24 protein-coding genes and 1 other annotated feature are annotated in these 23,720 nt (G+C 29.9%); of the genes, 20 read left to right on the forward strand and 4 right to left on the reverse strand.

Annotated elements, in window-relative coordinates; genetic code table 11:
• Positions 1 to 7 precede the first annotated feature (7 nt).
• From CLOTH_RS00795 to CLOTH_RS00840, 10 genes are all read left to right on the forward strand, one after another.
• The gene (locus tag CLOTH_RS00795; RefSeq protein ID WP_079410239.1) at positions 8 to 1,033 is read left to right on the forward strand and encodes an NAD(P)H-dependent glycerol-3-phosphate dehydrogenase; all 1,026 of its coding nucleotides are present in this window, start codon (positions 8 to 10) and stop codon (positions 1,031 to 1,033) included.
• Between the two features lie 80 nt (positions 1,034 to 1,113).
• Complete coding sequence (spoIVA, locus tag CLOTH_RS00800; RefSeq protein WP_079410240.1) at positions 1,114 to 2,589, forward strand: stage IV sporulation protein A; 1,476 nt, start codon at positions 1,114 to 1,116, stop codon at positions 2,587 to 2,589.
• A gap of 190 nt (positions 2,590 to 2,779) precedes the next feature.
• Entirely contained in the window at positions 2,780 to 4,033 is a 1,254-nt protein-coding gene (locus CLOTH_RS00805) for an HlyD family efflux transporter periplasmic adaptor subunit (RefSeq protein WP_079410242.1), read from the forward strand.
• 12 nt (positions 4,034 to 4,045) lie between these two features.
• A complete protein-coding gene (locus tag CLOTH_RS00810; protein WP_079410244.1) occupies positions 4,046 to 4,744 on the forward strand; it encodes a YggS family pyridoxal phosphate-dependent enzyme in 699 nt (232 codons plus the stop codon).
• A gap of 11 nt (positions 4,745 to 4,755) precedes the next feature.
• Positions 4,756 to 5,199, forward strand: a complete 444-nt coding sequence (locus tag CLOTH_RS00815; protein WP_079410246.1) for a cell division protein SepF — start codon at positions 4,756 to 4,758, stop codon at positions 5,197 to 5,199.
• A 20-nt stretch (positions 5,200 to 5,219) separates the two neighbouring features.
• Positions 5,220 to 5,495 (forward strand): YggT family protein, encoded by a 276-nt coding sequence (locus tag CLOTH_RS00820; RefSeq protein ID WP_079410248.1) that lies wholly within the window; start codon positions 5,220 to 5,222, stop codon positions 5,493 to 5,495.
• Positions 5,496 to 6,278, forward strand: coding sequence for a YlmH family RNA-binding protein (locus CLOTH_RS00825; protein ID WP_331721949.1), 783 nt, complete (start codon positions 5,496 to 5,498; stop codon positions 6,276 to 6,278).
• Positions 6,279 to 6,291: 13 nt separating this feature from the next.
• Entirely contained in the window at positions 6,292 to 6,744 is a 453-nt protein-coding gene (locus tag CLOTH_RS00830) for a DivIVA domain-containing protein (protein ID WP_079410250.1), read from the forward strand.
• A 59-nt stretch (positions 6,745 to 6,803) separates the two neighbouring features.
• Positions 6,804 to 7,013, forward strand: a binding site (T-box leader).
• A gap of 46 nt (positions 7,014 to 7,059) precedes the next feature.
• On the forward strand, positions 7,060 to 10,161 hold the full coding sequence (ileS, locus tag CLOTH_RS00835; RefSeq protein WP_079410252.1) for an isoleucine--tRNA ligase: 3,102 nt from the start codon (positions 7,060 to 7,062) through the stop codon (positions 10,159 to 10,161).
• Positions 10,162 to 10,211: 50 nt separating this feature from the next.
• Complete coding sequence (locus CLOTH_RS00840; protein WP_079410254.1) at positions 10,212 to 10,913, forward strand: 5'-methylthioadenosine/adenosylhomocysteine nucleosidase; 702 nt, start codon at positions 10,212 to 10,214, stop codon at positions 10,911 to 10,913.
• 82 nt (positions 10,914 to 10,995) lie between these two features.
• On the opposite strand, the gene yugI is transcribed toward CLOTH_RS00840, so the two are convergent.
• Positions 10,996 to 11,418 carry a S1 domain-containing post-transcriptional regulator GSP13 gene (yugI, locus tag CLOTH_RS00845; RefSeq protein ID WP_079410256.1) on the reverse strand — a complete coding sequence of 141 codons (423 nt, stop codon included), beginning with the start codon at positions 11,416 to 11,418 and terminating at the stop codon, positions 10,996 to 10,998.
• Positions 11,419 to 11,544: 126 nt separating this feature from the next.
• Positions 11,545 to 11,748 carry a hypothetical protein gene (locus CLOTH_RS00850; protein ID WP_079410258.1) on the reverse strand — a complete coding sequence of 68 codons (204 nt, stop codon included), beginning with the start codon at positions 11,746 to 11,748 and terminating at the stop codon, positions 11,545 to 11,547.
• Between the two features lie 134 nt (positions 11,749 to 11,882).
• On the opposite strand from CLOTH_RS00850, the gene trpS reads away from it, so the two are divergent.
• The 7 genes from trpS to CLOTH_RS00885 all read left to right on the forward strand — a co-directional run bounded on the left by trpS (position 11,883) and on the right by CLOTH_RS00885 (position 17,320).
• Complete coding sequence (trpS, locus tag CLOTH_RS00855; protein WP_079410260.1) at positions 11,883 to 12,887, forward strand: tryptophan--tRNA ligase; 1,005 nt, start codon at positions 11,883 to 11,885, stop codon at positions 12,885 to 12,887.
• 114 nt (positions 12,888 to 13,001) lie between these two features.
• The gene (locus CLOTH_RS00860; RefSeq protein ID WP_079410263.1) at positions 13,002 to 13,280 is read left to right on the forward strand and encodes a DUF5665 domain-containing protein; all 279 of its coding nucleotides are present in this window, start codon (positions 13,002 to 13,004) and stop codon (positions 13,278 to 13,280) included.
• A gap of 9 nt (positions 13,281 to 13,289) precedes the next feature.
• Positions 13,290 to 13,808, forward strand: a complete 519-nt coding sequence (locus CLOTH_RS00865) for a TraR/DksA C4-type zinc finger protein (RefSeq protein WP_079410265.1) — start codon at positions 13,290 to 13,292, stop codon at positions 13,806 to 13,808.
• 73 nt (positions 13,809 to 13,881) lie between these two features.
• Entirely contained in the window at positions 13,882 to 14,313 is a 432-nt protein-coding gene (gene lspA, locus CLOTH_RS00870) for a signal peptidase II (protein ID WP_079410267.1), read from the forward strand.
• Between the two features lie 9 nt (positions 14,314 to 14,322).
• Positions 14,323 to 15,231, forward strand: coding sequence for an RluA family pseudouridine synthase (locus CLOTH_RS00875; protein ID WP_079410269.1), 909 nt, complete (start codon positions 14,323 to 14,325; stop codon positions 15,229 to 15,231).
• 211 nt (positions 15,232 to 15,442) lie between these two features.
• Entirely contained in the window at positions 15,443 to 15,979 is a 537-nt protein-coding gene (pyrR, locus tag CLOTH_RS00880; protein ID WP_079410271.1) for a bifunctional pyr operon transcriptional regulator/uracil phosphoribosyltransferase PyrR, read from the forward strand.
• A 165-nt stretch (positions 15,980 to 16,144) separates the two neighbouring features.
• Complete coding sequence (locus CLOTH_RS00885) at positions 16,145 to 17,320, forward strand: uracil-xanthine permease family protein (RefSeq protein ID WP_334293159.1); 1,176 nt, start codon at positions 16,145 to 16,147, stop codon at positions 17,318 to 17,320.
• Positions 17,321 to 17,344: 24 nt separating this feature from the next.
• Here the strand turns inward: CLOTH_RS00885 and CLOTH_RS00890 are convergent, their stop codons facing one another.
• Positions 17,345 to 18,955, reverse strand: a complete 1,611-nt coding sequence (locus CLOTH_RS00890) for an ABC-F family ATP-binding cassette domain-containing protein (protein ID WP_079410275.1) — start codon at positions 18,953 to 18,955, stop codon at positions 17,345 to 17,347.
• Between the two features lie 172 nt (positions 18,956 to 19,127).
• Between CLOTH_RS00890 and CLOTH_RS00895 the strand changes: the two genes are divergently transcribed.
• Positions 19,128 to 20,030: a hypothetical protein gene (locus tag CLOTH_RS00895; RefSeq protein ID WP_079410277.1), complete on the forward strand. Its 903-nt coding sequence runs from the start codon at positions 19,128 to 19,130 to the stop codon at positions 20,028 to 20,030.
• Positions 20,031 to 20,067: 37 nt separating this feature from the next.
• Here the strand turns inward: CLOTH_RS00895 and CLOTH_RS00900 are convergent, their stop codons facing one another.
• Positions 20,068 to 21,840, reverse strand: a complete 1,773-nt coding sequence (locus CLOTH_RS00900) for an Rqc2 family fibronectin-binding protein (protein WP_079410279.1) — start codon at positions 21,838 to 21,840, stop codon at positions 20,068 to 20,070.
• A 160-nt stretch (positions 21,841 to 22,000) separates the two neighbouring features.
• On the opposite strand from CLOTH_RS00900, the gene dapF reads away from it, so the two are divergent.
• Together dapF and CLOTH_RS00910 are read left to right on the forward strand one after the other, a co-directional pair.
• A complete protein-coding gene (gene dapF, locus CLOTH_RS00905) occupies positions 22,001 to 22,831 on the forward strand; it encodes a diaminopimelate epimerase (RefSeq protein WP_079410281.1) in 831 nt (276 codons plus the stop codon).
• Positions 22,832 to 23,713, forward strand: a complete 882-nt coding sequence (locus CLOTH_RS00910) for a YicC/YloC family endoribonuclease (protein ID WP_079410283.1) — start codon at positions 22,832 to 22,834, stop codon at positions 23,711 to 23,713.
• Positions 23,714 to 23,720 lie beyond the last annotated feature (7 nt).

A 23,720-nucleotide genomic window follows, 5' to 3' on the forward strand; every position in this document is an offset into this window, starting at 1 on the left:
TGTTCATATGGATAAAATTTGTGTATTAGGAGCAGGAAGCTTCGGTACTTCTTTGGCCGTATTACTTACAAATAAAAATAAATATGAAGTTGTACTTTGGACTAAAGACAATAATCAATATAATGAAATGATAAGAACTAGAAAAAATGAAAGCTATTTAAAAGATATATATCTTCCTATAGAGCTTTCACTTAGCAATAACCTAAAGGAATCTTTAATAAATGCAAATATTATACTATTAGCTGTTCCATCACAAGCTGTTAGAAGTGTAGCTTCATTAATAAAACCACACATATCTGATGATCAAATAATAGTAAATGTTGCAAAAGGACTTGAAAAGGGAACTGGGTATAGAATGTCTCAGATAATAAAACAAGAGCTACCTAATAATAAGTACGTAGTATTATCTGGACCTTCACATGCAGAAGAAATAGCTAGCAATATGCCAACAACAATAGTATCTTCATCTGAGGATATAAAAATAGCTGAATACATACAAGATGTATTTTCCACTTCTACACTTAGAGTTTACACAAATCCAGATGTAATAGGTGTAGAATTAGGAGGAGCATTAAAGAATATAATAGCTTTTGGAGCAGGAATAGCTGATGGATTAGGTTGTGGTGATAATACAAAAGCTGCACTTATGACAAGAGGAATTAGAGAAATTGCAAGACTTGGAATTAAAATGGGAGCAAAACTTAGTACATTTTCAGGATTATCAGGTATAGGAGATTTAATAGTTACATGTACTAGTATGCACAGTAGAAATAGAAGAGCAGGGATACTAATAGGTCAAGGGAAAAGCCTACAAGAAACTTTAGATGAAATAAAAATGGTTGTAGAAGGAATAACTGCTACACAAGTAGCGTATGAATTATCTAAAGAATATGGTGTAGATATGCCTATAACTAGAGAAATATACGGTATTTTATACAATCAAAAAGATGTAAAAGAATGTGTTGACAACTTGATGCTAAGAACTAGGACACATGAGTTAGAAGAAGTAGTTTCAGAAGAACTAAGCTTATAATAGCTTAGTTTTTTTTTGTAATAATAAAATATATTGCACATATATATTTATTAAGAATTTATTCTGAGGGGGGATAATTTTTGAATACTAATATATATGAAGATATCTCTAAGAGAACTCATGGAGATATATACATAGGTGTAGTTGGTCCTGTGAGAACTGGAAAATCTACATTTATAAAAAAATTTATGGAACTTTTAGTTTTACCAAGAATTGAAAAGGATTATGAAAGAGAAAGAACAAGAGATGAACTACCACAAAGCGGAGATGGGAAAACTATAATGACGGTTGAGCCGAAATTCATTCCAGATAATGGTATAGAAGTTAGAGTTAAAGATAGGTTAAGAATGAAAGTTAGAATGGTAGACTGCGTTGGATATCTTGTAGATGGTGCTTTAGGTCATGAAGAGGAAGGCAAACAAAGAAAGGTTTCAACTCCTTGGAAAGTAGAGCCAATACCATTTGAAGAAGCTGCAGAAATCGGAACTAGAAAAGTTATAAAGGACCATTCAACTATAGGAATTGTTATAACTACTGATGGAAGTATAACTGGAATAAATAGAAAAAATTATCTTCAAGCAGAAGAGAGAGTTATAAAAGAGTTAAATGAATTAAATAAGCCATTTGCAATAGTATTGAATACAACACAAAAAGATAGCGAGAAGACTCTAGAGCTAAAAGCTGAGTTAGAAGAAAAGTATAAAATGAGAGTACTGCCAGTTGATATATTAAATATGAATGAAAAAGATATAGAAGATATAATGGAGAATGTACTTCATGAATTCCCATTGAGAGAAATAAATATAAATCTTCCAAGTTGGGTAGAAGGACTTGAGAGAAATCATTGGATTAAAAGCAATATAATGAAAACAATAAAAGAAAGTGCAAATGATATTAGAAAAATACATGATATAGACAATATTGTAGAAAAATTCAATAGCATAGAATTCCTAGAAAGATCTTATGTAGGTGATGTTAATTTAGGAGAAGGTACAGTTGAAATAAAACTAGAAACAGGAGATGAGCTATTTTATAATGTAATTGAAGAAAAGACAGGATATAAATTAGAAGGGCAACATCAGCTACTAGGATTAGTATCAAAGCTATCAAGCATAAAGAGAGAGTATGATAAAGTTGAAAAGGCTTTAGATGATGTTAGAACAAAGGGATATGGATTAGTTCCTCCTTCATTAGATGAGCTTACATTAGATGAGCCTGAAATATTTAGACATGGAAGTCAATTTGGAGTTAAACTAAGAGCTAATGCTCCATCACTGCACTTAATAAGAGCAGATATAAAAACAGAAGTATCTCCTATAGTTGGTGCGGAAAAGCAAGGTGAAGAACTTGCTAAATATCTATTAAAAGAATTTGAAGAGAATCCGTCTAAATTATGGGAGTCTAACATGTTCGGTAAATCACTACATGATTTAGTAAAAGAACAATTACAAAATAAGCTATATATGATGCCAGAAGATGTTAGAGTTAAAATGCAAAAGACACTTCAAAGAATAATAAATGAAGGTAGTGGAAATCTAATAGCTATAATATTATAATTGACCTCTTTAGATGTTGACTTTTATAGATTGATTGATATAATTTTGATTATCGATATTTAAAGGTTTGGAATAAAATATTCTAAACCTTTTTATTTTTTTGAATACACAAATTATATGAATGAGTAATTTTAAAGAGGATTAACTCGATTTATGAAGAATTAATAAGTAATATGAGGTGAATTTTTATATGGAAAAGAAAAGTAAACAAAGAAAGAAGTTTAGGTATAATTATATTTTGTGTTTAGGAATATTAACATATATATTAGTTAAGGTAGTGTCTACTATATCTAATTCAACAATTCCAGTATATACAGTAGACTATGGAGATATAGTAAAATCCATGAACAAAGAATGCATTGTAATAAGAGATGAAAAGGTGATATTTTCAAAACTTTCTGGCAAAATAGATTATTTCGTAAATGAAGGGGATAGACTTTATATGAATGAGCAAATAGCTCAAGTATATATAAAAGACTTAGACCCTTCTGTTAAGGAAAAGCTAGATACAGTAAATAGAAGAATTGAGGGAATTAGTGCGAATAAAGATGAACAAATGCTTAGAAAAGATATAGAGAAAATAGAAAATAACATAAATCTTCTCAAAAGAGAACTGAAGAATAAATTAATACATGGAGATATTGCTAATACTCAAAAAATAAAGGAGGATTTACTTTATCTAGTAGACAAGAAAAGTTTAATATGGGGAGAAAAAAGCTTTGTAGGTAAGAACCTAAGCAACCTAAAGCAAGAAAAAAAGATACTAGAGGAAAAAATTGAAAGTTCTGTGAATACTATATTAGCAGAAAATGCAGGAGTTGTTTCTTTTAGTGCAGATGGTCTTGAAGAAATATTAAGATTAGATACCTTAGAGAAACTAGAATCAGATTATTTGTTTTCTTTGAAAGGAAACAATAATATCATAAATAAAAAAGGTGAGGTACAGGTTGGAGATGCTATAGCTAAAATTACAAACAATCATGTATGGAATATAGCAGTGGTCTTAGATGACAAAGAAAAGGACAAGTTACCTGAAGGAAGGCATGTAGACATAATAAAAGGGGATATTCAATTTTCTGGAAGGGTTATACACTTATATGAAGATAATAGGGGTAAGTATATTGCTGTAATAGAAATAACGGAACAGATAGATGATTTTCATAAAATTAGAAAAGAAAAATTTGAAATAGTATATAAAAAATTAACTGGAATAAAAATTCCTAAAAGTGCAGTTGTAACTGAAGATGATAAAAAAGGAGTGTACATAATCTCCCAAACTGGAAATGCAGTATTTAAGGAGTTACAAAGTATATTAGGAGAAGATGAAAATAATATAATACTTAATTATAGAGAGATAAGCACCAACAATATTGATACAGTAAAGTTATATGACGAAATAGTGTTAACTCCAAGCAGAGTTAAACAAGGACAAAAAATAAGGTAGAGGTGGTTTTTTATGAGTATAAAACAAAATTTAGATACAGTTCTAAAAGAAATTGAAAGCCATGCCGAAAGAGTAGGTAAAGATAAGAAAGATATAATTTTAATAGCTGTTACAAAAACAGTGGATATATCAACAATAGAAGAAGCAATAAATTGCGGTGTAACGCATGTAGGAGAAAATAAACCTCAAGAAATGGTTAGAAAATATGAAATAATAGGAAAAAAAGTTAAGTGGCATTTTATTGGAACTTTACAGACTAATAAGGTAAAATATATAATAGACAAGGTAGATCTAATACACTCGCTAGATAGAATCTCTTTATGTCAGGAGATTGATAAGAGAGCTAAATCTATAGATAAAGTAATAGACTGTTTAGTTCAGGTTAATATATCAAAGGAAGATACAAAGCATGGAGTTATGGAAGAAGAAGCAATAGATTTTATACAAAATGTCTCAACAAACTTTTCAAACATAAAAATAAAGGGACTAATGGGTATGGCTCCTTATAGTGAAAACAAGGAAGATGCAAGAGTTTACTTTAAGAAACTGAAAGATCTATCTAAAAAGATAGAAAACATAAATCTACATAACGTAGATATGGAATATTTATCAATGGGTATGAGCAATGACTTTGGAGTTGCAATAGAAGAAGGTTCTAACATAGTAAGAGTAGGAACAGCAATATTTGGTGAAAGAGATTATAGCTTGTAGGAGGTAGAAAAATGTCTGATAAATTAGTAGATAAAGTAAAGAAATTCATGGGATTAACTTCAGAAGAAGAAGAGTACGATGAAGAAGAAGTAGTAGAAGATGTATTGCCGATTAGCCAGAAAACAACTTCAACTATAAACAATAAGATTGTGAACATACATGCAACTACACAGATGAAAGTAATGATATATGAACCTAATACTTATGACGAAGCAACTGGTATAGTAGATAACCTAAAGAATAGAAAAGCTGTAATAGTTAATTTAGAGAATATAGAAGATAGTGATTTAGCAAAAACTATATTTGACTTTATAAATGGCGCTGTATATGCACTAGAAGGAAGCATACAAAAGGTTTCTAAAGGTATTTTTATTTTAGCTCCAAATAACGTAGATATCGATGGAAATATAAGAAAAGAGATAGAAGGTAAGGTACTATTTCCATGGAATAAATAAAATAAAAAGGAGATCAAACAATGTGGGTAATAATTAGATCTTTAGGGTATTTTGTTCAGTTTATAGAGTGGATGATTTTTATAAGAGTTATAATGTCTTGGGTTAGAACTAATAGATATTCTGCATTTCACAGCTTTGTGTATAACATGACAGAGCCTATAATGAGTCCTATAAGAGAGTTGACATTTAGGTATTTAAAGACAGGACCTATAGATTTATCGCCAATAATAGCACTTTTTTTAATAAGATTTATATATAGAGTACTTGTTTCTGTGCTGTTAAGAGTAGGAATATAGATGATAGATAAACAAAGTGTTACAGCTCACATAAATGATATAAATCTAAAGGCTAAAATGTATAAAGTTATAGACAAGGCTCAATGGGTAATTAAAAATCATGAGTGCAAAAGCACTGATTTTTTGGACCCGTATGAACTCAAAAACGCTATATCAATACTCAATTCTAGTGATGATGTAAGATATAGTATATTTGGTGGATATGAAGGAGCAGAGAGAAATATTATACTTATATATCCATATTATATGGACAATATAAGCTGTCCTATTAAAGCGTTGCAAATATCAGGAGACTTTAGATTCAAAGAAGTTTCACATAGAGATTATTTGGGATCTATATTAGGGCTTGGGATAAAAAGAGAGAAAATAGGAGATATATTAATACACGAAAATTGCTGTCAATTAATAGTCCAAGACGAACTAAGTGACTTTATACTACTAAATCTCAAAAAGGTTTCAAATAATAAAGTACATGTGAAAGAAATAAATCTAAAAGACATAAAAGCTCCAAAACAAGAATACAAGGAAATAGTTACTACTGTATCTTCATTAAGGTTAGATTGCATCATATCTTCGGTATTTAATTTGTCAAGGCAAGATGCTGCAAAATATGTATTGAGTGAAAAGGTTAAGGTTGACTTTGAAACTATAACTTCAGGATCTAAAAATGTAAAAGAAGGATCCCTTTTATCTGTAAAAGGGAAAGGTAGAGCAATACTAGAAGAAGTAGGGAGCTTAACTAAAAAGAATAAAGTAAGGATAAAGACAAAAATAATATTATAGGAGGTTTTTGGGTATGATAACTCCATTAGACATAGAAAATAAGGAATTTAAGAAATCTTTAAGAGGATATAAAGAAGAAGAAGTAGATGAGTTTTTAGATGAAGTAAAAGAAGATTTTGAGAAGCTTTATAAAGAGAATATAGAGCTTAAAGATAAGTTAAATATGATGTCAGAACAAGTATCGAGATATAAGAATATAGAAGAAACTTTGAAAAATACTTTAATAGTTGCACAAAATACTGCAGAAGATGTAAACTCAACAGCTCTTAAAAAGGCTCAGGTTATAATCGAAGAAGCTGAGCTTAAAGCTAGAAAAATAATAGAAACTGCAAATAATGAAGTTATAGATATCAAAAAAGAATATGAAGAAATAAGAAAAGAATTTAAAATATTTAAAACTAGATTTAAATCTCTTTTAGAAAATCAAATAAAAACAGTAGAAGAAACATTTGAAGATATAGAGTAAAAAATATTGACTAATACATAAATATATTCTAAAATAGTACTTAAAATGAAAATTTGATAGAAAAAGCTATGAAGGAGAGAGTAGATTATATCTGATTTCACAGAGAGCTGGTGGCTGCTGAGAACCAGTAAATCATTATAATTGAAGATCACTCCAGAGCTGCAGGCTGAACATTACAATTAAGCCGTGCCGTTTGAATGCGTTAAATCTAAATGAGTGCCATAAATTTGGCATTAGGGTGGTAACACGGGTTAAACCTCGTCCCTTCTTTGGGATGAGGTTTTTTGTTATAAAAAAATAGAAAGGGTGAAATATATGGAAAAATTCAGATCGCTTATAAGCACATCAGTAAAAGATAGCGAAAAAAGTATTTCTGATTTTTGGCAAGAAGTAAATATACTAGAGAGAACTCTTGAAAAGGGAAAAGATAAAAAGCCTTTCGTATTCTTTGAAGGGCCACCAACTGCAAATGGATCTCCTGGTATTCACCATGTTATAGCTAGAACACTTAAAGATTCTGTATGTAGATATAAAAGTATGACAGGATATGCAGTTAAAAGAAAAGCAGGATGGGATACACATGGTCTTCCTGTTGAAATAGAAGTTGAAAAGGCTCTTAACCTTAAAGATAAGCAAGATATAGAGAATTACGGAATAGATAAATTTAATGAAAAATGTAGAGAGTCTGTTTTTAAGTATGAAAGTCAATGGAGAGAAATGACAAAACGTATGGCTTATGAAATAGACTTAGATAACCCTTATATAACACTTGATAATAATTACATAGAGAGTGTTTGGTGGATATTAGATAAGTTCTATAAAGAAGGATATATGTATGAAGGACACAAAATACTTCCATACTGTTCAAGATGTGGAACAGGGCTTGCTTCTCACGAAGTAGCACAAGGATACAAGGAAGTAAAAACTAATACTGTTATAGTTAAATTCAAATTGAAAAATAAAGATGAGTATTTCTTAGTATGGACAACAACTCCATGGACATTAGCTTCAAACGTTGCATTAACAGTTAATCCTAATGAAACATATTTAAGAGTTAAATATGAGGACACTGTATATTATGTAGAGAAAAACTTAGCTCCAAAAGTTATAGGTGGAGAGTATGAAGTTTTAGAAGAATTAAAAGGTAAAGACTTAGAATATATAGAATATGAGCAATTAATGCCATTTTTAGATGTAGATAAGAAGGCATTCTTTGTAACAGTAGCAGATTATGTAACAACAGAAGATGGTACTGGTATTGTTCATACAGCTCCAGCATTTGGGGAAGATGACTATAATACAGGAAAAAGATATGACCTTCCAGTTCTTCAACCGGTAGATGAAACAGGAAAATATATAGCAACTCCTTGGAAAGGCACATTTGTTATGGATGCTGATATAGATATAATAAAATGGCTTCATGCAGAAGGTAAACTTTTCAAGAAAGAAAAAATGGCACACAACTACCCACACTGCTGGAGATGTAATACTCCACTTCTTTACTATGCAAAGCCTAGCTGGTATATAGAAATGACAAAGCTTAAAGACAAGCTTATAGAAAACAACAAAACAGTTGAATGGTACCCAGATTATGTAGGAGAAAAGCGTTTTGGAAACTGGCTTGAAAATCTTAATGACTGGGCAGTATCTAGAAGTAGATATTGGGGAACACCTCTTAATATATGGACTTGTGAATGCGGTCATAAAGAATCTATAGGTTCTAGAAAAGAGTTAGTAGAGAAAGCTATAGAAAAGATAGATGAAAGTATAGAACTGCATAGACCATATGTTGATGATGTTCATATAAAATGTACAGAGTGCGGAAAAGAAATGAGTAGAGTTAAAGATGTAATAGACTGTTGGTTTGATAGTGGTGCAATGCCTTACGCTCAACATCATTATCCTTTTGAAAACAAAGAAAACTTTGATGAATTATTTCCAGCAGACTTTATTTGTGAAGGAATAGATCAAACAAGAGGATGGTTCTATTCACTACTTGCAATCTCAACTTTTGTAAAGGGAGTATCTCCATACAAAAGAGTTTTAGTTAATGATCTTATACTAGACAAAGAAGGTAGAAAGATGTCAAAGTCTAGAGGTAATACTGTAGATCCATTCGAACTATTTGATAAGTATGGAGCAGACGTATTAAGATGGTACCTACTTTATGTATCACCTGCGTGGAGCCCAACTAAATTTGACATAGAGGGACTAAAAGAAGTACAAAGCAAGTTCTTTGTCACAATTAAGAATGTATACAACTTCTTTACTTTATACGCAAATACTGACAATATAAATCCAAAAGACTTCTTTATAGAGTACAGTGAAAGACCAGAAATAGATAGATGGATATTATCTAAGTACAATAACTTAATTAAATCTGTAGAAGAATATATGGGTGTATATGATTTGACAAAAGCAGTTAGAGCAATACAAGAATTTGTAAATGAAGACCTTTCTAACTGGTATATAAGACGTTCTCGTAGACGTTTCTGGGAAACACAGCTAACTACAGATAAAAAATCAGTATATAACACTACTTATGAAATACTAGTTGGAATATGTCAAATGGTAGCTCCATTTGCTCCTTATATATCAGAAGAAATGTACAAAAACCTAACAGGAGAGTTATCGGTGCATCTAAGTGATTATCCATCTGTAAATGAAAGTTTAATAGACTTAAATGTTGAAGAAAAGATGGATTTAGTTAGAGATTTAGTAGGTCTTGGAAGAGCATCAAGAGAAGCAGTTAAAATAAAAGTACGTCAACCAGTTCAAAAGGTTATAGTAGATGGTAAATATGAAGAGTTAATTTCTGACCTTTCTGAATTAATAAAAGAAGAGCTTAATGTAAAAGAAGTAGTATTTGCTAAAGATTTAGGTGTATTTATGAACTTTAACCTAAAACCTAACTTCAAAGTGGCAGGACCTATATTAGGACCTAAAATAAAAGCATTTTCAGGAGCTTTAGCATCTTTAGATGCATCGATAATAGCTCCAAAACTTGAAAGTGGCCAGAGCATAGCACTAAATCTTGATGGAGAGGAGTTTAGCATAAATAAAGACCTTGTAATGATAAACATTTCTTCAAAAGAAGGATTTAATGTTGCTATGGAAAACAATTTATTCGTAATACTAGATACAACATTAACACAAGAACTTATAGATGAAGGATTTGCTAGAGAATTCATTTCAAAAGTTCAACAAATGAGAAAGAATAATAATTATGAAATGATGGATAAAATAAAAATATTCTTCAATGGAGATGAAGAAGTATCTAAAGCGGTTGAAGTTCATACAGAATATATCATGAAAGAAACTTTAGCTGTAAGTATAGAGAGAGTTTCAGATGAATCGTTTGAAAAACACAATTTGAATGATCATGAAACAGGAATAAAATTAGAAAAAGTTAACTAGAAGAAATGCTCCATTTTAATGGAGCATTTCTAAATGAAGGAGGAAAGAAAATGAATAGAATAGGTATAATAGGAGCTATGGACGAAGAAGTAGATATCCTGAAAGAGCATATGAACATTAAGGATGTTGTAAAAAAAGCGGGGCTTGAATTTAATATTGGAACTATAGAAAATAAAGAAGTTGTTCTTGTAAGATGTGGAATAGGAAAAGTAAATGCAGCATTATGTACACAAATACTTATAAGTGAATTTGATGTTGAAGGGGTTATAAACACAGGAGTTGCTGGAGCACTTCATGATCAACTTGATGTACTTGATATAGTTATATCTACAGACACAATGCATCATGATTTTGACGTAACAATACTTGACTATAAAATGGGTGAGATACCTAGAATGGAAACTTCTATATTTAAAGCAGACGATAAGCTAATAGAAGCTGCATACAATTCAGGTATGGAGACTGTAAGAAATCATAAGATATTAAAAGGGAGAATAGTTTCGGGAGATGTATTTGTAAGTAGCAAAGAACTTAAAGAGAAGCTAGTTTCCAATTTAGGTGCATACTCTACAGAAATGGAAGGGGCAGCAATTGGACATACATGTTATGTAAATAAAGTTCCTTTTGTAGTAATAAGAGCTATGTCAGATAAAGCAGATGGAAGTGCACATGTAAATTACAGCGAATTTGTAAATCATGCTGCTAAGAACTCAAAAGATATAGTCCTTAATATGCTAAAAAACATAAAATAAAAGAGCTTAACAGCTCTTTTTTATAATGAATAGGAAATTATAAACCTTTGAATTGTGGATAACTTATAATTTCTGTTTTATGTTATTTTCTATTATTACGTTTATTTAAATCGGCTTGACGCTCGTTTGACTGCTTTAACCATTCTTTAAGCTTATCTTCAAGACAAACATTGTTGTTAGTGTTATTATTATTGCTGTTGTTTTGATGTTTTGGTTGATCTTGGTGTTTAACATATGGTTTACGTTCAGGGCGTTTAGACTCTGGATTTGCATCTCTAATAGAAAGAGATATCTTGCCAGTAGACTCATCTATAGATAATATCTTAACCTTCACTTCTTGGCCAATTGTAAGATGCTCATTTATATCTTTTACAAAACCATGAGAAACCTGAGAAATATGGACAAGTCCTTTAGTTTCTTCATCTAGAGCAACGAACGCACCGAAAGGCTTAATATCGATAATTTTTCCTGTAACAATACTATTAATTTCAAACTTATTTGACATACAAACACTCCTATAATATTATTGAGCATATAAAAATACATACCCTATTATAAAGGTTATAATATTTTTAAAATAAGGTCAAGATATATTTAAAATAATATAAGCCCCTATTAGTAGGGGCAAGTATTAATCTATATGGTATTTATAAGGATACACATCCTCAACTGACTTACCTAAGTTATTAGCAAAGCAATCTGCATCAATTTCTTTTACTACTTTACCATCTTTATAAACTTTAACATTCCAAACCTTACCGTCTCCCCTCATCAAAAACTCGGCAGGATAAACAGTACCATCGTCAAACTCTACTCTACCTTTTTTCCACTCCATAAAAAAACCTCCTTTTTCTTTCTTGATTATATTTTTTCACAAAACTGCGTAATGTATTATAAAATTAAATAATTAATTTTGAAAAAAAATTGTTACTAATGTATAATTATATATGATTTATAAGGAGGATTATTATGAGCGAAAAAAAGATTATTTTTAGCGGAGCACAACCATCAGGGAACTTAACACTTGGAAATTATATAGGAGCACTTAAAAACTGGGTAGCTCTTCAAGAAGATTACAATTGTTACTACTGTATAGTAGATTTACATGCTATAACGGTTCCACAAGAACCTAAAAACTTAAGAAAAAACTCACTAGAAGTGTTAGCACAGTACATAGCAAGTGGACTTGATCCTCAGAAAAATACTATATTTATTCAATCTCATGTAAGTGCACATACAGAACTTGCTTGGATATTAAATAGTATGTGCTATATGGGCGAACTTAATAGAATGACTCAGTTTAAAGAAAAGTCTTCTAAAAATGAAGCTAATTTAAATGCAGGATTATTTACATATCCAGTGCTTATGGCTTCAGATATATTACTTTATCAAACAGATCTTGTTCCTGTAGGAGAGGATCAAAAACAACACTTAGAGCTTGCAAGAAACTTAGCTCAAAGATTCAATAATAGATATAGTGATACATTCAAAGTCCCAGAACCATACATAGGAAAAGTAGGAGCAAGGATAATGAGCCTTCAAGACCCTACAAAGAAGATGTCAAAGTCAGATGAAAATGTAAATGCATATATAGGTCTAGTTGAAGATAGCGATGTTATATCTAAGAAAATAAAAAGAGCAGTAACAGATTCGTTAAATGAAGTGAAATACCGAGATGAACAACCAGGAATAAAAAACTTAATTGGAATATACTCTAATCTTTCAGGAAAGTCTATAAGTGAAATTGAACTAATGTACGAAGGAAGAGGATATGGAGATTTCAAGAACGACTTAGCAGAAGTTGTTGTAGAAAGCTTAAGACCTGTTAGAGAAAAATATGAAGATTTATTAAAAAACAAAGATTACCTAGAAAGTATATATGCTCAAGGAGCTGATAAAGCAGAAAAAGCTGCTAGAAAGACATTGAGAAAAGTTTATAAAAAAGTAGGCTTTGTTGAAAGAAAATATATATAAAAAACTATATAAAATAAGCTCTGTTTTGTAAAACAGGGCTTATTTTTGTATTTTAATTTAAATTTTAGACATAATATTTTATATGATAAATTTTAAATCAGGGGGAAGTTAAAATTGAAAGAAGATAAATTAGATACACTAGAAAAAAAAATAGAAGAACTGTCTTGGATAATAGAGAAAAGTAGAATAAGAGATTACGCTGATTTGGTAAGTAACCCTAAAAGACTAATTGTTATAAATTTGGTAGCTGGACTTGCCAGAGGACTTGGAACAGCTATAGGACTTACAGTTCTTGCAGCAGTGTTATTTTACATACTAAGAAGCTGGGTGAATTTACCTTTGATAGGAGAATTTATAGCTAGACTTCTTGATATAATTGAAAACTACAGATAGGAGGAAAGTATGGATAGTATAAAACTAAAGAATTATAAAGACACTCTCTTAAAAGAAAAAGATAGAATAATACACTTAGTTCAAGAAATGGGTGATAATTCAGTTTATAATGATGAAGGTGACAGAGCTAATGAAAGGGAATGCACAGGAGAGCTTTCTTCTTATGATAATCACCCAGCAGACTTTGGAACTGAAGTTTTTATGACAGAGATGAATATGAATCTCAAAGATAATGAAAAGCATAGATTGTATGAAATAGAAAGGGCAATAAGTAGAGTATATGACGGTACATATGGAATTTGTGATCATTGCTCAAAACATATAGAAGAAGAAAGATTAGACATAATACCAGAAGCATCTTTATGTTCTAATTGCGCTAAAGAGTACTCAAACCTCAAAAACGATGACTACAGGCCTGTAGAAGAGGAGCTGCTAGACAAAAGAGATTTATTCTACAGTGATATATTAGAGGATTTAGCTGATATAAATAGAAATGAAGAAAATGATGCAGTAGAAGACGATTTTTAAAACTATCCAATTGGGTAGTTTTATTTTTTATGATATAATTCTATTTATGACATTAATATTAGGGGGTAATTTTGTGAAAATTGTATATATCTTATTATTGATTTTGTTAGACCAGATAACTAAAATATGGGCATTGAAAGATCTATCGGAGATTGGGTCAATTCCTGTTATTGAGAATATTTTTCATCTTACTTATGTGGAAAATAGAGGAGCAGCATTTGGGATATTTCAAGGAAAAACTACATTTTTAGTAATAATAACAGCATGTGTTATAGGATACATAATATACTATATGCTTAGCAATAAAAATTTAGATAATATAACAAAAATATCATTTATACTAATAATATCAGGTGCTATAGGAAATTTGATTGATAGAGTAAGATTAGGATTTGTAGTAGACTTTTTCGACTTTAGGGTATGGCCTGTCTTTAACATTGCTGATATATGTGTGGTAATAGGAGCGGTATTGCTTGGATATGTAATTATAACTAGCAAGGATTAGGAGGAACAAATGGATATAAGAGAATTTATTGTCTCAGATGAAGAGGAAGGTTTAAGACTAGATGTATTTTTATCAAATGAACTTGGAGAGATGTCAAGATCATACATCCAAAGATTAATAAAAGATAAATTAGTAAATGTAAATGAAAAAATCGAAAAATCTAGTTATCTAGTTAAAGAAGACGACAACATAAAAATAAATATTCCGGAGCCTAAATTGCTTAAGATAGAGCCGGAAAATATACATGTAGATATAGTTTACGAAGATGATGATGTGATAGTAGTTAATAAGCCACAAGGAATGGTTGTACATCCAGCACCAGGCAATTATTCAGGAACACTTGTAAATGCTCTTTTATATATTTGCAAAGATAAGCTATCATCAATAAATGGTGTTATAAGACCTGGTATAGTTCACAGGATAGATAAAGATACGTCAGGATTACTTATGATAGCAAAGAATAATGTGGCTCATAACTTTTTAGCATCTCAGTTAAAGGAACATAGTATAACTAGAAAATATGAGATGATATGTTATGGAGTGCTTAAAGAAGATAAAATAACTGTTAATGCTCCTATAGGAAGAAATCCAGTAGATAGATTAAAAATGGCTGTAGTTAATGGAGGAAAAGAAGCAATAACTCACTTTAAAGTAATAGAAAGGTTCGAAAAATATACACATGTAGAAGCTACACTAGAAACAGGGAGAACTCATCAGATAAGAGTTCATATGTCATATATAAAACATCCTCTTTTAGGAGACCCTGTATACGGACCTAAAAATACAAAGTTTAATTTAAATGGACAAATGCTACATGCAAGAACATTAGGATTTATACATCCAACAACTAAGGAGTATATGGAATTTACATCAGATTTGCCAGATTATTTTAAAAAAATATTAAATGCTATTGATTAGATAATAAAAGTATGATAGGATTATTATAATAAGTTTAGATATAACCTTTTAAATATAGTCCAGAGAGGCTAGCAAGGGATGTGTTATATAAGGTGTTTACACGACTTCTTGCTGCCTTGCAAGAAGTCTTTTTTATAATTTTTGTTATGAATTTTAAAAAAGTCTACCTTTAAAATCTTTCAAAGAAAGACTTTTTTACGGAGGTGAACAAATGAAAGAAAAAGCACAAATAATGGATGAGAAAGCTATGATGAGAGCTGTAACTAGAATAAGTCATGAAATCATAGAAAAGAACAAAGGAATAGATGATGTTGTATTAATAGGAATAAAGACAAGAGGAGTTCCGATTGCAAACGAAATAGGCAAGAAAATAAAGATGATAGAAAGTAAAGACATAAAAGTAGGAGAAGTTGATATTACTTTATATAGAGATGATTTAAGTAAATCACAGAATGACCCTATTATAAATGGAACTAAAGTTGACTTTGATATAAATGACAAGATAGTAGTATTAGTTGACGATGTTTTATATACAGGAAGAACTGTAAGAGCTGCTATGGATGCTCTTGTAGACATAGGAAGACCTAAAGCTATACAACTAGCAGTACTTATAGATAGAGGACATAGAGAGTTACCTATAAGAGCAGATTATGTAGGAAAAAATGTACCAACATCTAAAGAAGAAGTAATAAGTGTTAAGTTATATGAAGTTGATGGTCAAAATTATGTTTCTATAAATGAAAAATAAAATAATGTGTTTTGACCTTTTAATTCAGTCCAGCGAGGCTGAAAAAGGGAGAATTTAATTTCTCCCTCCTTACAAAAATAAAAAGGAGGTATTATTATGTCACAAAAAGCTCTAGACTTATCTTTAAGCAATTCTAAACAAAACCTTTCACATTCAATTCAAACTATCAAAAAAATATTCTTAGGAATGCAGCATTTAGTTGCAATGTTTGGTGCAACAGTATTAGTACCTATATTAACAGGATTTGATCCATCTGTAGCTTTAATTAGTGCAGGAGTTGGAACTTTAATATTTCACTTTGTAACAAAAGGGGTAGTGCCAGTATTTTTAGGATCAAGTTTTGCATTTATACCAGTAATATTAACTGTAAAAGAATTATATAATGGAGATTTATCATATGCACAAGGAGGAATTGTTGTAGCTGGAATTTTATATATGATAATGTCTTTCTTGGTTAGAAAATTTGGTATAGACAAAATAAAAGGATACTTTCCTGCACAAGTTACAGGTCCTATGATTGTTGTTATAGGCCTAAACCTTGTTCCTGTAGCTTTCAATATGGCGTCTAATAACTACCTAGTTGCATCGATAACACTTGTTACAGCTTTAAGTATTAATTTCCTAGGAAAAGGATTCTTAAAACAACTTTCTATATTAACAGCTGTTGTATTAGGTTATGCAGTTTCTGTAACTATGGGAATTGTAGATAATACTATCGTTAGAGAAGCAATGTGGTTTTCAATGCCAAATTTAAATGCTCCAAAATTTGATATAGGGGCTATAGCCATAATATCACCAGTGGTTTTAGCAGTATTTATGGAGCATATAGGAGATATAACAACGAATGGAGCTGTAGTTGGAAAAGACTTCATAGAAAATCCAGGATTAAATAGAACTTTACTTGGTGATGGTCTAGCAACTATGATGGCTGGATTTTTAGGTGGGCCTGCGAATACAACTTACGGAGAAAATACTGGTGTTCTTGCGATAACAAAGGCGTATGATCCATCTATACTTAGAATAACAGCAGTTCTTGCAATAATACTTGGATGTATAAATAAGGTAGGTACGTTCTTACAAACAATACCAGTACCAGTTATGGGTGGAATAAGCTTGATGTTATTTTCGATGATTTCTTTGATAGGAATAAAGACTATAAAAAATAGTGAAGTTAACTTAGATATCAAAAACATTATAATTATGGGAGTTATACTGTTTGTAGGGTTATCATCAAACTTTGGATTGTCTATAGGCATACCTATAACATCAACTGTAAAAATAACAGGACTTAGTTTAGCTGCAATAATCGGAATTATATTAAATAAATTAATAAATAGATAAAGAGGAGAATTAATCTCCTCTTTTTTAATACATAGATTCACGAAGCTTTTTGATATCTTCATTTTCTAGATACTCATCGAAAGTCATGTATCTATCAATAACTCCATTTGGAGTAATTTCAATTATTCTATTAGCTATAGTCTGAACAAATTGGTGGTCGTGAGATACGAATAAAATAGTTCCTGAAAAATCAATAAGTCCATTATTTAAAGCAGTAATAGATTCAAGATCTAAGTGGTTAGTAGGCTCGTCTAATATTAGAACATTAGCACCACTAAGCATCATTTTAGAAAGCATACATCTAACTTTTTCTCCTCCAGATAATACGCTAGCTTTCTTTTGAGTTTCTTCACCAGAGAATAACATTCTACCTAAGAACCCTCTAATGAAAGTTTCCTCTTTTTCAACAGAGAATTGACGAAGCCAATCAACTAGATTTAAGTCAGTATTAAAGTATTCGCTATTATCTTTAGGGAAGTATGCTTGAGAAGTTGTTACTCCCCATGTATATTCACCACTATCAGCTTCAAGTTCATTCATTAGTATTTTAAATAGAGTTGTTTTAGCAAGTTCATTTGGCCCAACAAATGCTATTTTATCTCCTTTATTAACTGTGAAAGTTACATTATCTAGCACCTTTTCACCCTCAACAGTTTTGCTTAAACCATTAATTTCAAGAAGTATGTTTCCAGCTTCTCTTTCAGGCTTAAAGTGAACAAAAGGGTACTTTCTTGATGAAGGCTTTATATCATCAAGAGATATTTTATCTAACATTTTTTTACGAGAAGTTGCTTGTTTTGCCTTAGATGCATTAGAGCTAAATCTAGCTATAAAGCTTTGAAGTTCTTTTATTTTTTCTTCCTTCTTCTTATTAGCTTCTTTTGCAAGTTTTAAAGCAAGTTGGCTAGACTCGTACCAGAAATCGTAGTTACCAACATATACTTGTATCTTAGAAAAATCAATATCTGCTATATGCGTACAAACTTGATTTAAGAAATGTCTATCATGTGATACTACTATTACAGTATTTTGATAGTTAGCTAAGAAGTTCTCAAGCCATTTAACAGATTCCATGTCAAGGTGGTTAGTAGGCTCATCAAGTAATAATATGTCAGGATTTCCGAATAAAGCTTGAGCTAACAAAACTCTAACTTTTAGATTAGAATCCATATCCCTCATTAGCTTATCGTGAAATTCTCTAGGTATTCCAAGACCTATTAAAAGTGCAGCAGCATCTGCTTCAGCATCCCATCCATTAAGTTCAGCAAATTCTCCCTCAAGTTCAGCTGCTCTTATTCCATCTTCTTCTGAAAAATCAGGTTTTAGGTATAATGCATCTTTTTCTTCCATAATATCGTAAAGTCTTTTGTGACCCATTATAACCGTCTTTAATACTTCAAATTCATCGAATTCAAAGTGATTTTGCTTAAGAACAGCTAGTCTTTTACCTGGTTCTATTACAACTTCTCCAGTACTTGGTTCAATTTCTCCAGATAATATCTTTAAGAAAGTAGATTTTCCAGCACCGTTAGCACCAATAAGTCCATAACAGTTTCCAGGAGTAAACTTTATATTAACATCTTCAAATAAAGCTCTTTTCCCAAATCTCAGCGAAAGATTTTGTGTACTTATCATAGAATATATCCTCCAAATCATTTAAATATTTCCCGAATATATATTATAGCATATATAAGTTAAAACCTAAAATAAAAAATCAGTCTCGTGTATGCATTATACTTTTTAATGTACAATACATTGTAAAGTATGTTAAAATGCTTCATATAAATTGAAGCGAGGAATGGTTAAAATGAAAAAAATATTAATAATACTATTAATCTTACTAACGGGATGCTCACAAAATATAGATTCCGATTACAAAGATAAGTTAGATAGTATTGATATACCTAGAGAAATAATTGAATTTTTAGAAGAAAATAATCAAAAATTATCTCAATCTGATTTTGACAATGCAGTAGATAAATTATTAAAATCTCAACATAATTATATCTCAGAATATGAAAATTTACTTAATGAAGAAAGAACGTACGAATATCTTCAAAAGTATTCTTTAGACGATTTAAATACTCTTACAAATATTAAAGAAAAAGATATAGAAAATATATTAAGTGAAATATTAGATGGTGGATATATTATTTTATTGATAGAAGAAGGGCATGAGCATAGTGATACATGTGAAGAACATGATAATAATGAGTATTATGAAGAAGAATATGGCCTAGCGTATGTTATATCAACAAATTATCCTTTGATATACGAAAAGTTCCACTCAAATGTTTCTCAAAAGCTTAGAGATTATCTAAGTATAATGAAAGAAGAAGTAAATATGCCTTATGCTCAAGAGGGGGAAATATTGATAGACTTAGATGATTTAGTTAAAAGAATAATAAATACTGAGAAATATATCAAAGAACATGAAGACTCTGACAAAAATAGGATAGTAATGCATCTAAATAACTTGTACTTAAGAGCATATATAGGAGGACTAGATAAAAACCCTGTATATGATTACTCTAACTTAAAATATAAAGAAGAAATAATAAAACACTATAGGGATGTAATAGATAAGCATAAGGGAAGCAAATTTTCAAATCTAATAGAAGAATATTTATACATTCTTGAAAAAAATAGGTTTATAAGGACGATTGAAGTTGAGAATTTTATAGTTAACGTAACTGATCTTGTTTGGTAGAAAATGGAGAAAAATTACAATTTTTCTCCATTTCTATTTATCTGTTTTTTATTTTAGTAAAAATTTCCTCGCAAGGAGTTACATATATAGTGTTATTATTTTCATATATGACCATTCCAGGTTTTGAACCACTAGGTTTTTTTACGTTTTTTCGTGGTGTGTAATCTACAGGAACCTTTGAAGACATTCTACCTTTGCTAAAATAAGCAGCAAGCACAGCTCCTTCAAGCAATGTAGAGTCTGGAACGCTTTTTCCATCACTTTTTATTATAACGTGAGATCCTGGTATATCCTTTGTATGAAGCCATATATCTTCGTTAGATCCTATCTTGAAAGTCAAATAATCATTTTGTTTGTTGTTTTTTCCAACGTATATTTTAAATCCATCACAAGATACAAATTCATAAGGCTCAGACTTAGGTTTGGCTTTATCCTTAGATTTAAAATCTTTTCTTCTTTTAGCATATCCGTGTTTTATTAGTTCTTCTTTGATTTCTTCTAGCTCTATAGTATTTTCACAATTTCCTATATTAAGAAGTATATTCTCTAGATATTCAATTTCTTGTGAAGTTATATCTATTTGCTCGCTTATTTCGATTTCTGCATTCTTAAGCTTAGAATATTTTTTAAAGTATCTTTGTGCATTTTCAGAAGGAGTTAGTGATTTATCAAGTTTTATATTCACAGTTGATCCTTCTTCGTCGTAGAAATTAATCACTTCTATTTCTTCCATTCCTTTTTTTATCATATATATATAAGATGTAATTAATTCTCCGTAAGTTTTGTAAATATATGCATTTTTAGATTCGTTAAGTTCCTCGCTTTGTTTTTTGAGCTTATTATAAAGTCTATCTAATTTAGTAGAAACACTTTTTCTAAGGTCTTGAGATTTTTGGTGAATTCTTTCTTTTGCGTCCTTTTTATAATAGTACTGTTCAAGGATAAAGCTTATACTTTCATTTTTAATAAAAGAATAATCACTATACATATGAAGTTTTATGCAGCTAAAATCAATAACTTTGTCAATTCTCTTATCTATAACTATACAAGGATAAAAAATATTATTCTTTATTTGTCCAAACATTCTTCTGAAAGATTCAAATAGATTCTCAATTTGAGAACTATCTAAAGATGTAGTGATGCTATTTTCGTCAATACAAGCTCTAAAGCATACTTCTTTTGCTATAGAAGGGCTTACCCCTACAAATGAAGAGTATATAGATTTAAATACAGCATTATTGTTTTTATACAAAATATCTTTGAAATAACTTAGGGATATATCTTCAAGTGGATTTAGCTTATCTTGACTAGGAGGATATATATACTTTTTGCCAGGAAGAATTTCTCTATATGTATTTACATTAATAGGAATTCTTTTTATGGAATCTATTATCTTATTTTCTTTTTTATCAACTAGTATTATATTACTGTGTTTGCCCATTATCTCTATAATGATATCTTTTGTTTTTATATTTTTAAGCTCATCTAATGATTCTACCGTTATTTTTATAATTCTTTCAAAGTTAGGCTGACTTATATTGACAATTCTACCATTTTGAATATGCTTTCTTAAAATCATACAAAATAATGGAGCACTAATAGGATTTTCCTTAGAGTGAGTGGAAGATATGTATAATCTAGGATTAGAGCTATTAGCACTTAAAAGTAATTTATAGTTAGTTTTGTCACTTCTTATATGTAGCATTAATTCGTCATCTTCTGGTTGATATACTTTATCTATTTTACCACCGATTAACTTAGAAGAAAGTTCATCGACTAAAGAATAAATAACTATTCCATCTAATGCCATAAATTTCATTCCCTTCATTATTAAGTCAATTATACTTAATCATAGTATATCTTATATAGAATTAGTATACAAATATTAAAAAAATGTAACATTTACACATCTTTTAATTTATTTTTATGCATATAGTGTATATAATCTATGATAATAGGGAGGAGTTATTATGAAGTTTTGGAAACTGCACGGAGCAGGAAATGATTTTATAGTAATAGATGATAGAGAAAATAAAGTTAATGATTATTCATATCTTGCAAAGAAAGTATGTCATAGACATTTTGGAGTTGGTGCAGACGGACTTTTAATTATAAAAAAATCAGATGATTACGATTGTAAAATGCTGTATTACAACTGTGATGGTAGCCAAGCAAAGATGTGTGGAAATGGAATAAGATGCTTTGCTAAATTTGCTTATGAAAATAATATAGTTGATAAGGAAAACTTTGACGTAGAGACACTAGCTGGAACACAACAGATAAGATTGAACATACTAAATGGAATGGTAGATAGTGTAAAAGTCAATATAGGAAAGCCAAACTTTAATCCAAAACATATTCCTGTAGATACTAATAAGGAAAAATTCATAAATGAAGATATAATTGTAGATAATAAAAAAATTAACATATCTACAGTACTATTAGGAGTTCCTCATACTGTAGTGTTTGTAGATGAGATAAATAAAGATCAAGTATTAAAATATGGAGAATTAATAGAGAAGCATAATATATTTCCACAAAATACGAATGTAAATTTTGTTAAAGTAATAGATGAAGAAAATATAGTAGTTTCAACATGGGAAAGAGGATGTGGATATACATTAGCATGTGGAACGGGAATTAGTGCATCAGCATTTATAGCAAATTATCTAGGAAAGACATCTAATAAAGTAAATGTTGTATCAGAAGGTGGAAAACTTTTTATAGAAATTATTGATGATATAGTTTATATGCAAGGACCTGCAGTTAAAATATGTGAAGGTATATTGGAGGGTATTTAGATGGCTATTAGCATGACTGGATTTGGAAGAGGAGAAAATAAAACAGACAAATTTTATTTTACTGTTGAAACAAAAACTATAAATCATAAGTATACAGATATAAACATAAAACTTCCAAGAAAAATATCTTTTTTAGAAGATAAAATAAGAATTATGGTTAAAGATTATGTTAAAAGAGGAAGAGTAGATTTATTTGTCAAGATGGAATTTCTAAAGGAAGCAGATGTAAACTTGACATTAGATCTAAGTTTAGCTAAAGAGTATTATAATGTACTAAATCAAATAAAAACACAGTTGAATGTACATGATGACATATCAGTATTAGCTATATCTAAATTTCAAGATGTAATAAAGGTTCAAGAAAATCAAAGTGATGAGGATGAGATTTGGGAAGTTTTACATTATGCATTAAAAGAATCACTAGAGAAATTGGTAGAGATGAGAACTTTAGAAGGTAAAAAGCTTGCAAATGATATTGAAGATAGATGTAATCTTATAAAAAACTATATTGATGAAATAGAGAAATGTTCATATAATGTAGTTGTTGAATACAAGGAAAAATTAAAAAATAGAATAAAAGAACTAATGGATGACGATCTTACATTAGATGAAAATAGATTATCGCAAGAAGTAGCTATATTTGCTGATAAAAGCAGTATAACTGAAGAAATAGTTAGATTTAAAAGTCACATAAATCAGATGATGAAAACTATCCACAAAAATGATGTTATTGGAAAGAAAATAGATTTTCTTATACAGGAAATCAATAGAGAAGTAAATACTATAGGATCTAAATCCTCGAATTTAAGAATAACAGAACTAGTTGTAGAAATAAAAAGCGAACTTGAAAAAATAAGAGAACAAATACAAAATATAGAATAATTAAATT

The sequence above is a fragment of the Alkalithermobacter paradoxus genome (assembly GCA_002029295.1).
Taxonomy (GTDB): domain Bacteria; phylum Bacillota; class Clostridia; order Peptostreptococcales; family Peptostreptococcaceae; genus Alkalithermobacter; species Alkalithermobacter paradoxus.

Bases quoted from the DNA above. Each gene is read 5' to 3' on its own strand.
- ileS (WP_079410252.1), top strand. From the start codon at position 7,060: ATGGAAAAATTCAGATCGCTTATAAGCACATCAGTAAAAGATAGCGAA.
- CLOTH_RS00805 (WP_079410242.1), top strand. From the start codon at position 2,780: ATGGAAAAGAAAAGTAAACAAAGAAAGAAGTTTAGGTATAATTATATT.
- CLOTH_RS00900 (WP_079410279.1), bottom strand. From the start codon at position 21,840: ATGGCATTAGATGGAATAGTTATTTATTCTTTAGTCGATGAACTTTCT.
- CLOTH_RS00820 (WP_079410248.1), top strand. From the start codon at position 5,220: ATGTGGGTAATAATTAGATCTTTAGGGTATTTTGTTCAGTTTATAGAG.
- pyrR (WP_079410271.1), top strand. From the start codon at position 15,443: ATGAAAGAAAAAGCACAAATAATGGATGAGAAAGCTATGATGAGAGCT.
- CLOTH_RS00875 (WP_079410269.1), top strand. From the start codon at position 14,323: ATGGATATAAGAGAATTTATTGTCTCAGATGAAGAGGAAGGTTTAAGA.
- CLOTH_RS00890 (WP_079410275.1), bottom strand. From the start codon at position 18,955: ATGATAAGTACACAAAATCTTTCGCTGAGATTTGGGAAAAGAGCTTTA.
- CLOTH_RS00840 (WP_079410254.1), top strand. From the start codon at position 10,212: ATGAATAGAATAGGTATAATAGGAGCTATGGACGAAGAAGTAGATATC.
- CLOTH_RS00795 (WP_079410239.1), top strand. From the start codon at position 8: ATGGATAAAATTTGTGTATTAGGAGCAGGAAGCTTCGGTACTTCTTTG.
- CLOTH_RS00850 (WP_079410258.1), bottom strand. From the start codon at position 11,748: ATGGAGTGGAAAAAAGGTAGAGTAGAGTTTGACGATGGTACTGTTTAT.
- CLOTH_RS00815 (WP_079410246.1), top strand. From the start codon at position 4,756: ATGTCTGATAAATTAGTAGATAAAGTAAAGAAATTCATGGGATTAACT.
- CLOTH_RS00830 (WP_079410250.1), top strand. From the start codon at position 6,292: ATGATAACTCCATTAGACATAGAAAATAAGGAATTTAAGAAATCTTTA.
- CLOTH_RS00865 (WP_079410265.1), top strand. From the start codon at position 13,290: ATGGATAGTATAAAACTAAAGAATTATAAAGACACTCTCTTAAAAGAA.
- trpS (WP_079410260.1), top strand. From the start codon at position 11,883: ATGAGCGAAAAAAAGATTATTTTTAGCGGAGCACAACCATCAGGGAAC.
- CLOTH_RS00810 (WP_079410244.1), top strand. From the start codon at position 4,046: ATGAGTATAAAACAAAATTTAGATACAGTTCTAAAAGAAATTGAAAGC.
- CLOTH_RS00895 (WP_079410277.1), top strand. From the start codon at position 19,128: ATGAAAAAAATATTAATAATACTATTAATCTTACTAACGGGATGCTCA.
- CLOTH_RS00910 (WP_079410283.1), top strand. From the start codon at position 22,832: ATGGCTATTAGCATGACTGGATTTGGAAGAGGAGAAAATAAAACAGAC.
- CLOTH_RS00825 (WP_331721949.1), top strand. From the start codon at position 5,496: ATGATAGATAAACAAAGTGTTACAGCTCACATAAATGATATAAATCTA.
- yugI (WP_079410256.1), bottom strand. From the start codon at position 11,418: ATGTCAAATAAGTTTGAAATTAATAGTATTGTTACAGGAAAAATTATC.
- dapF (WP_079410281.1), top strand. From the start codon at position 22,001: ATGAAGTTTTGGAAACTGCACGGAGCAGGAAATGATTTTATAGTAATA.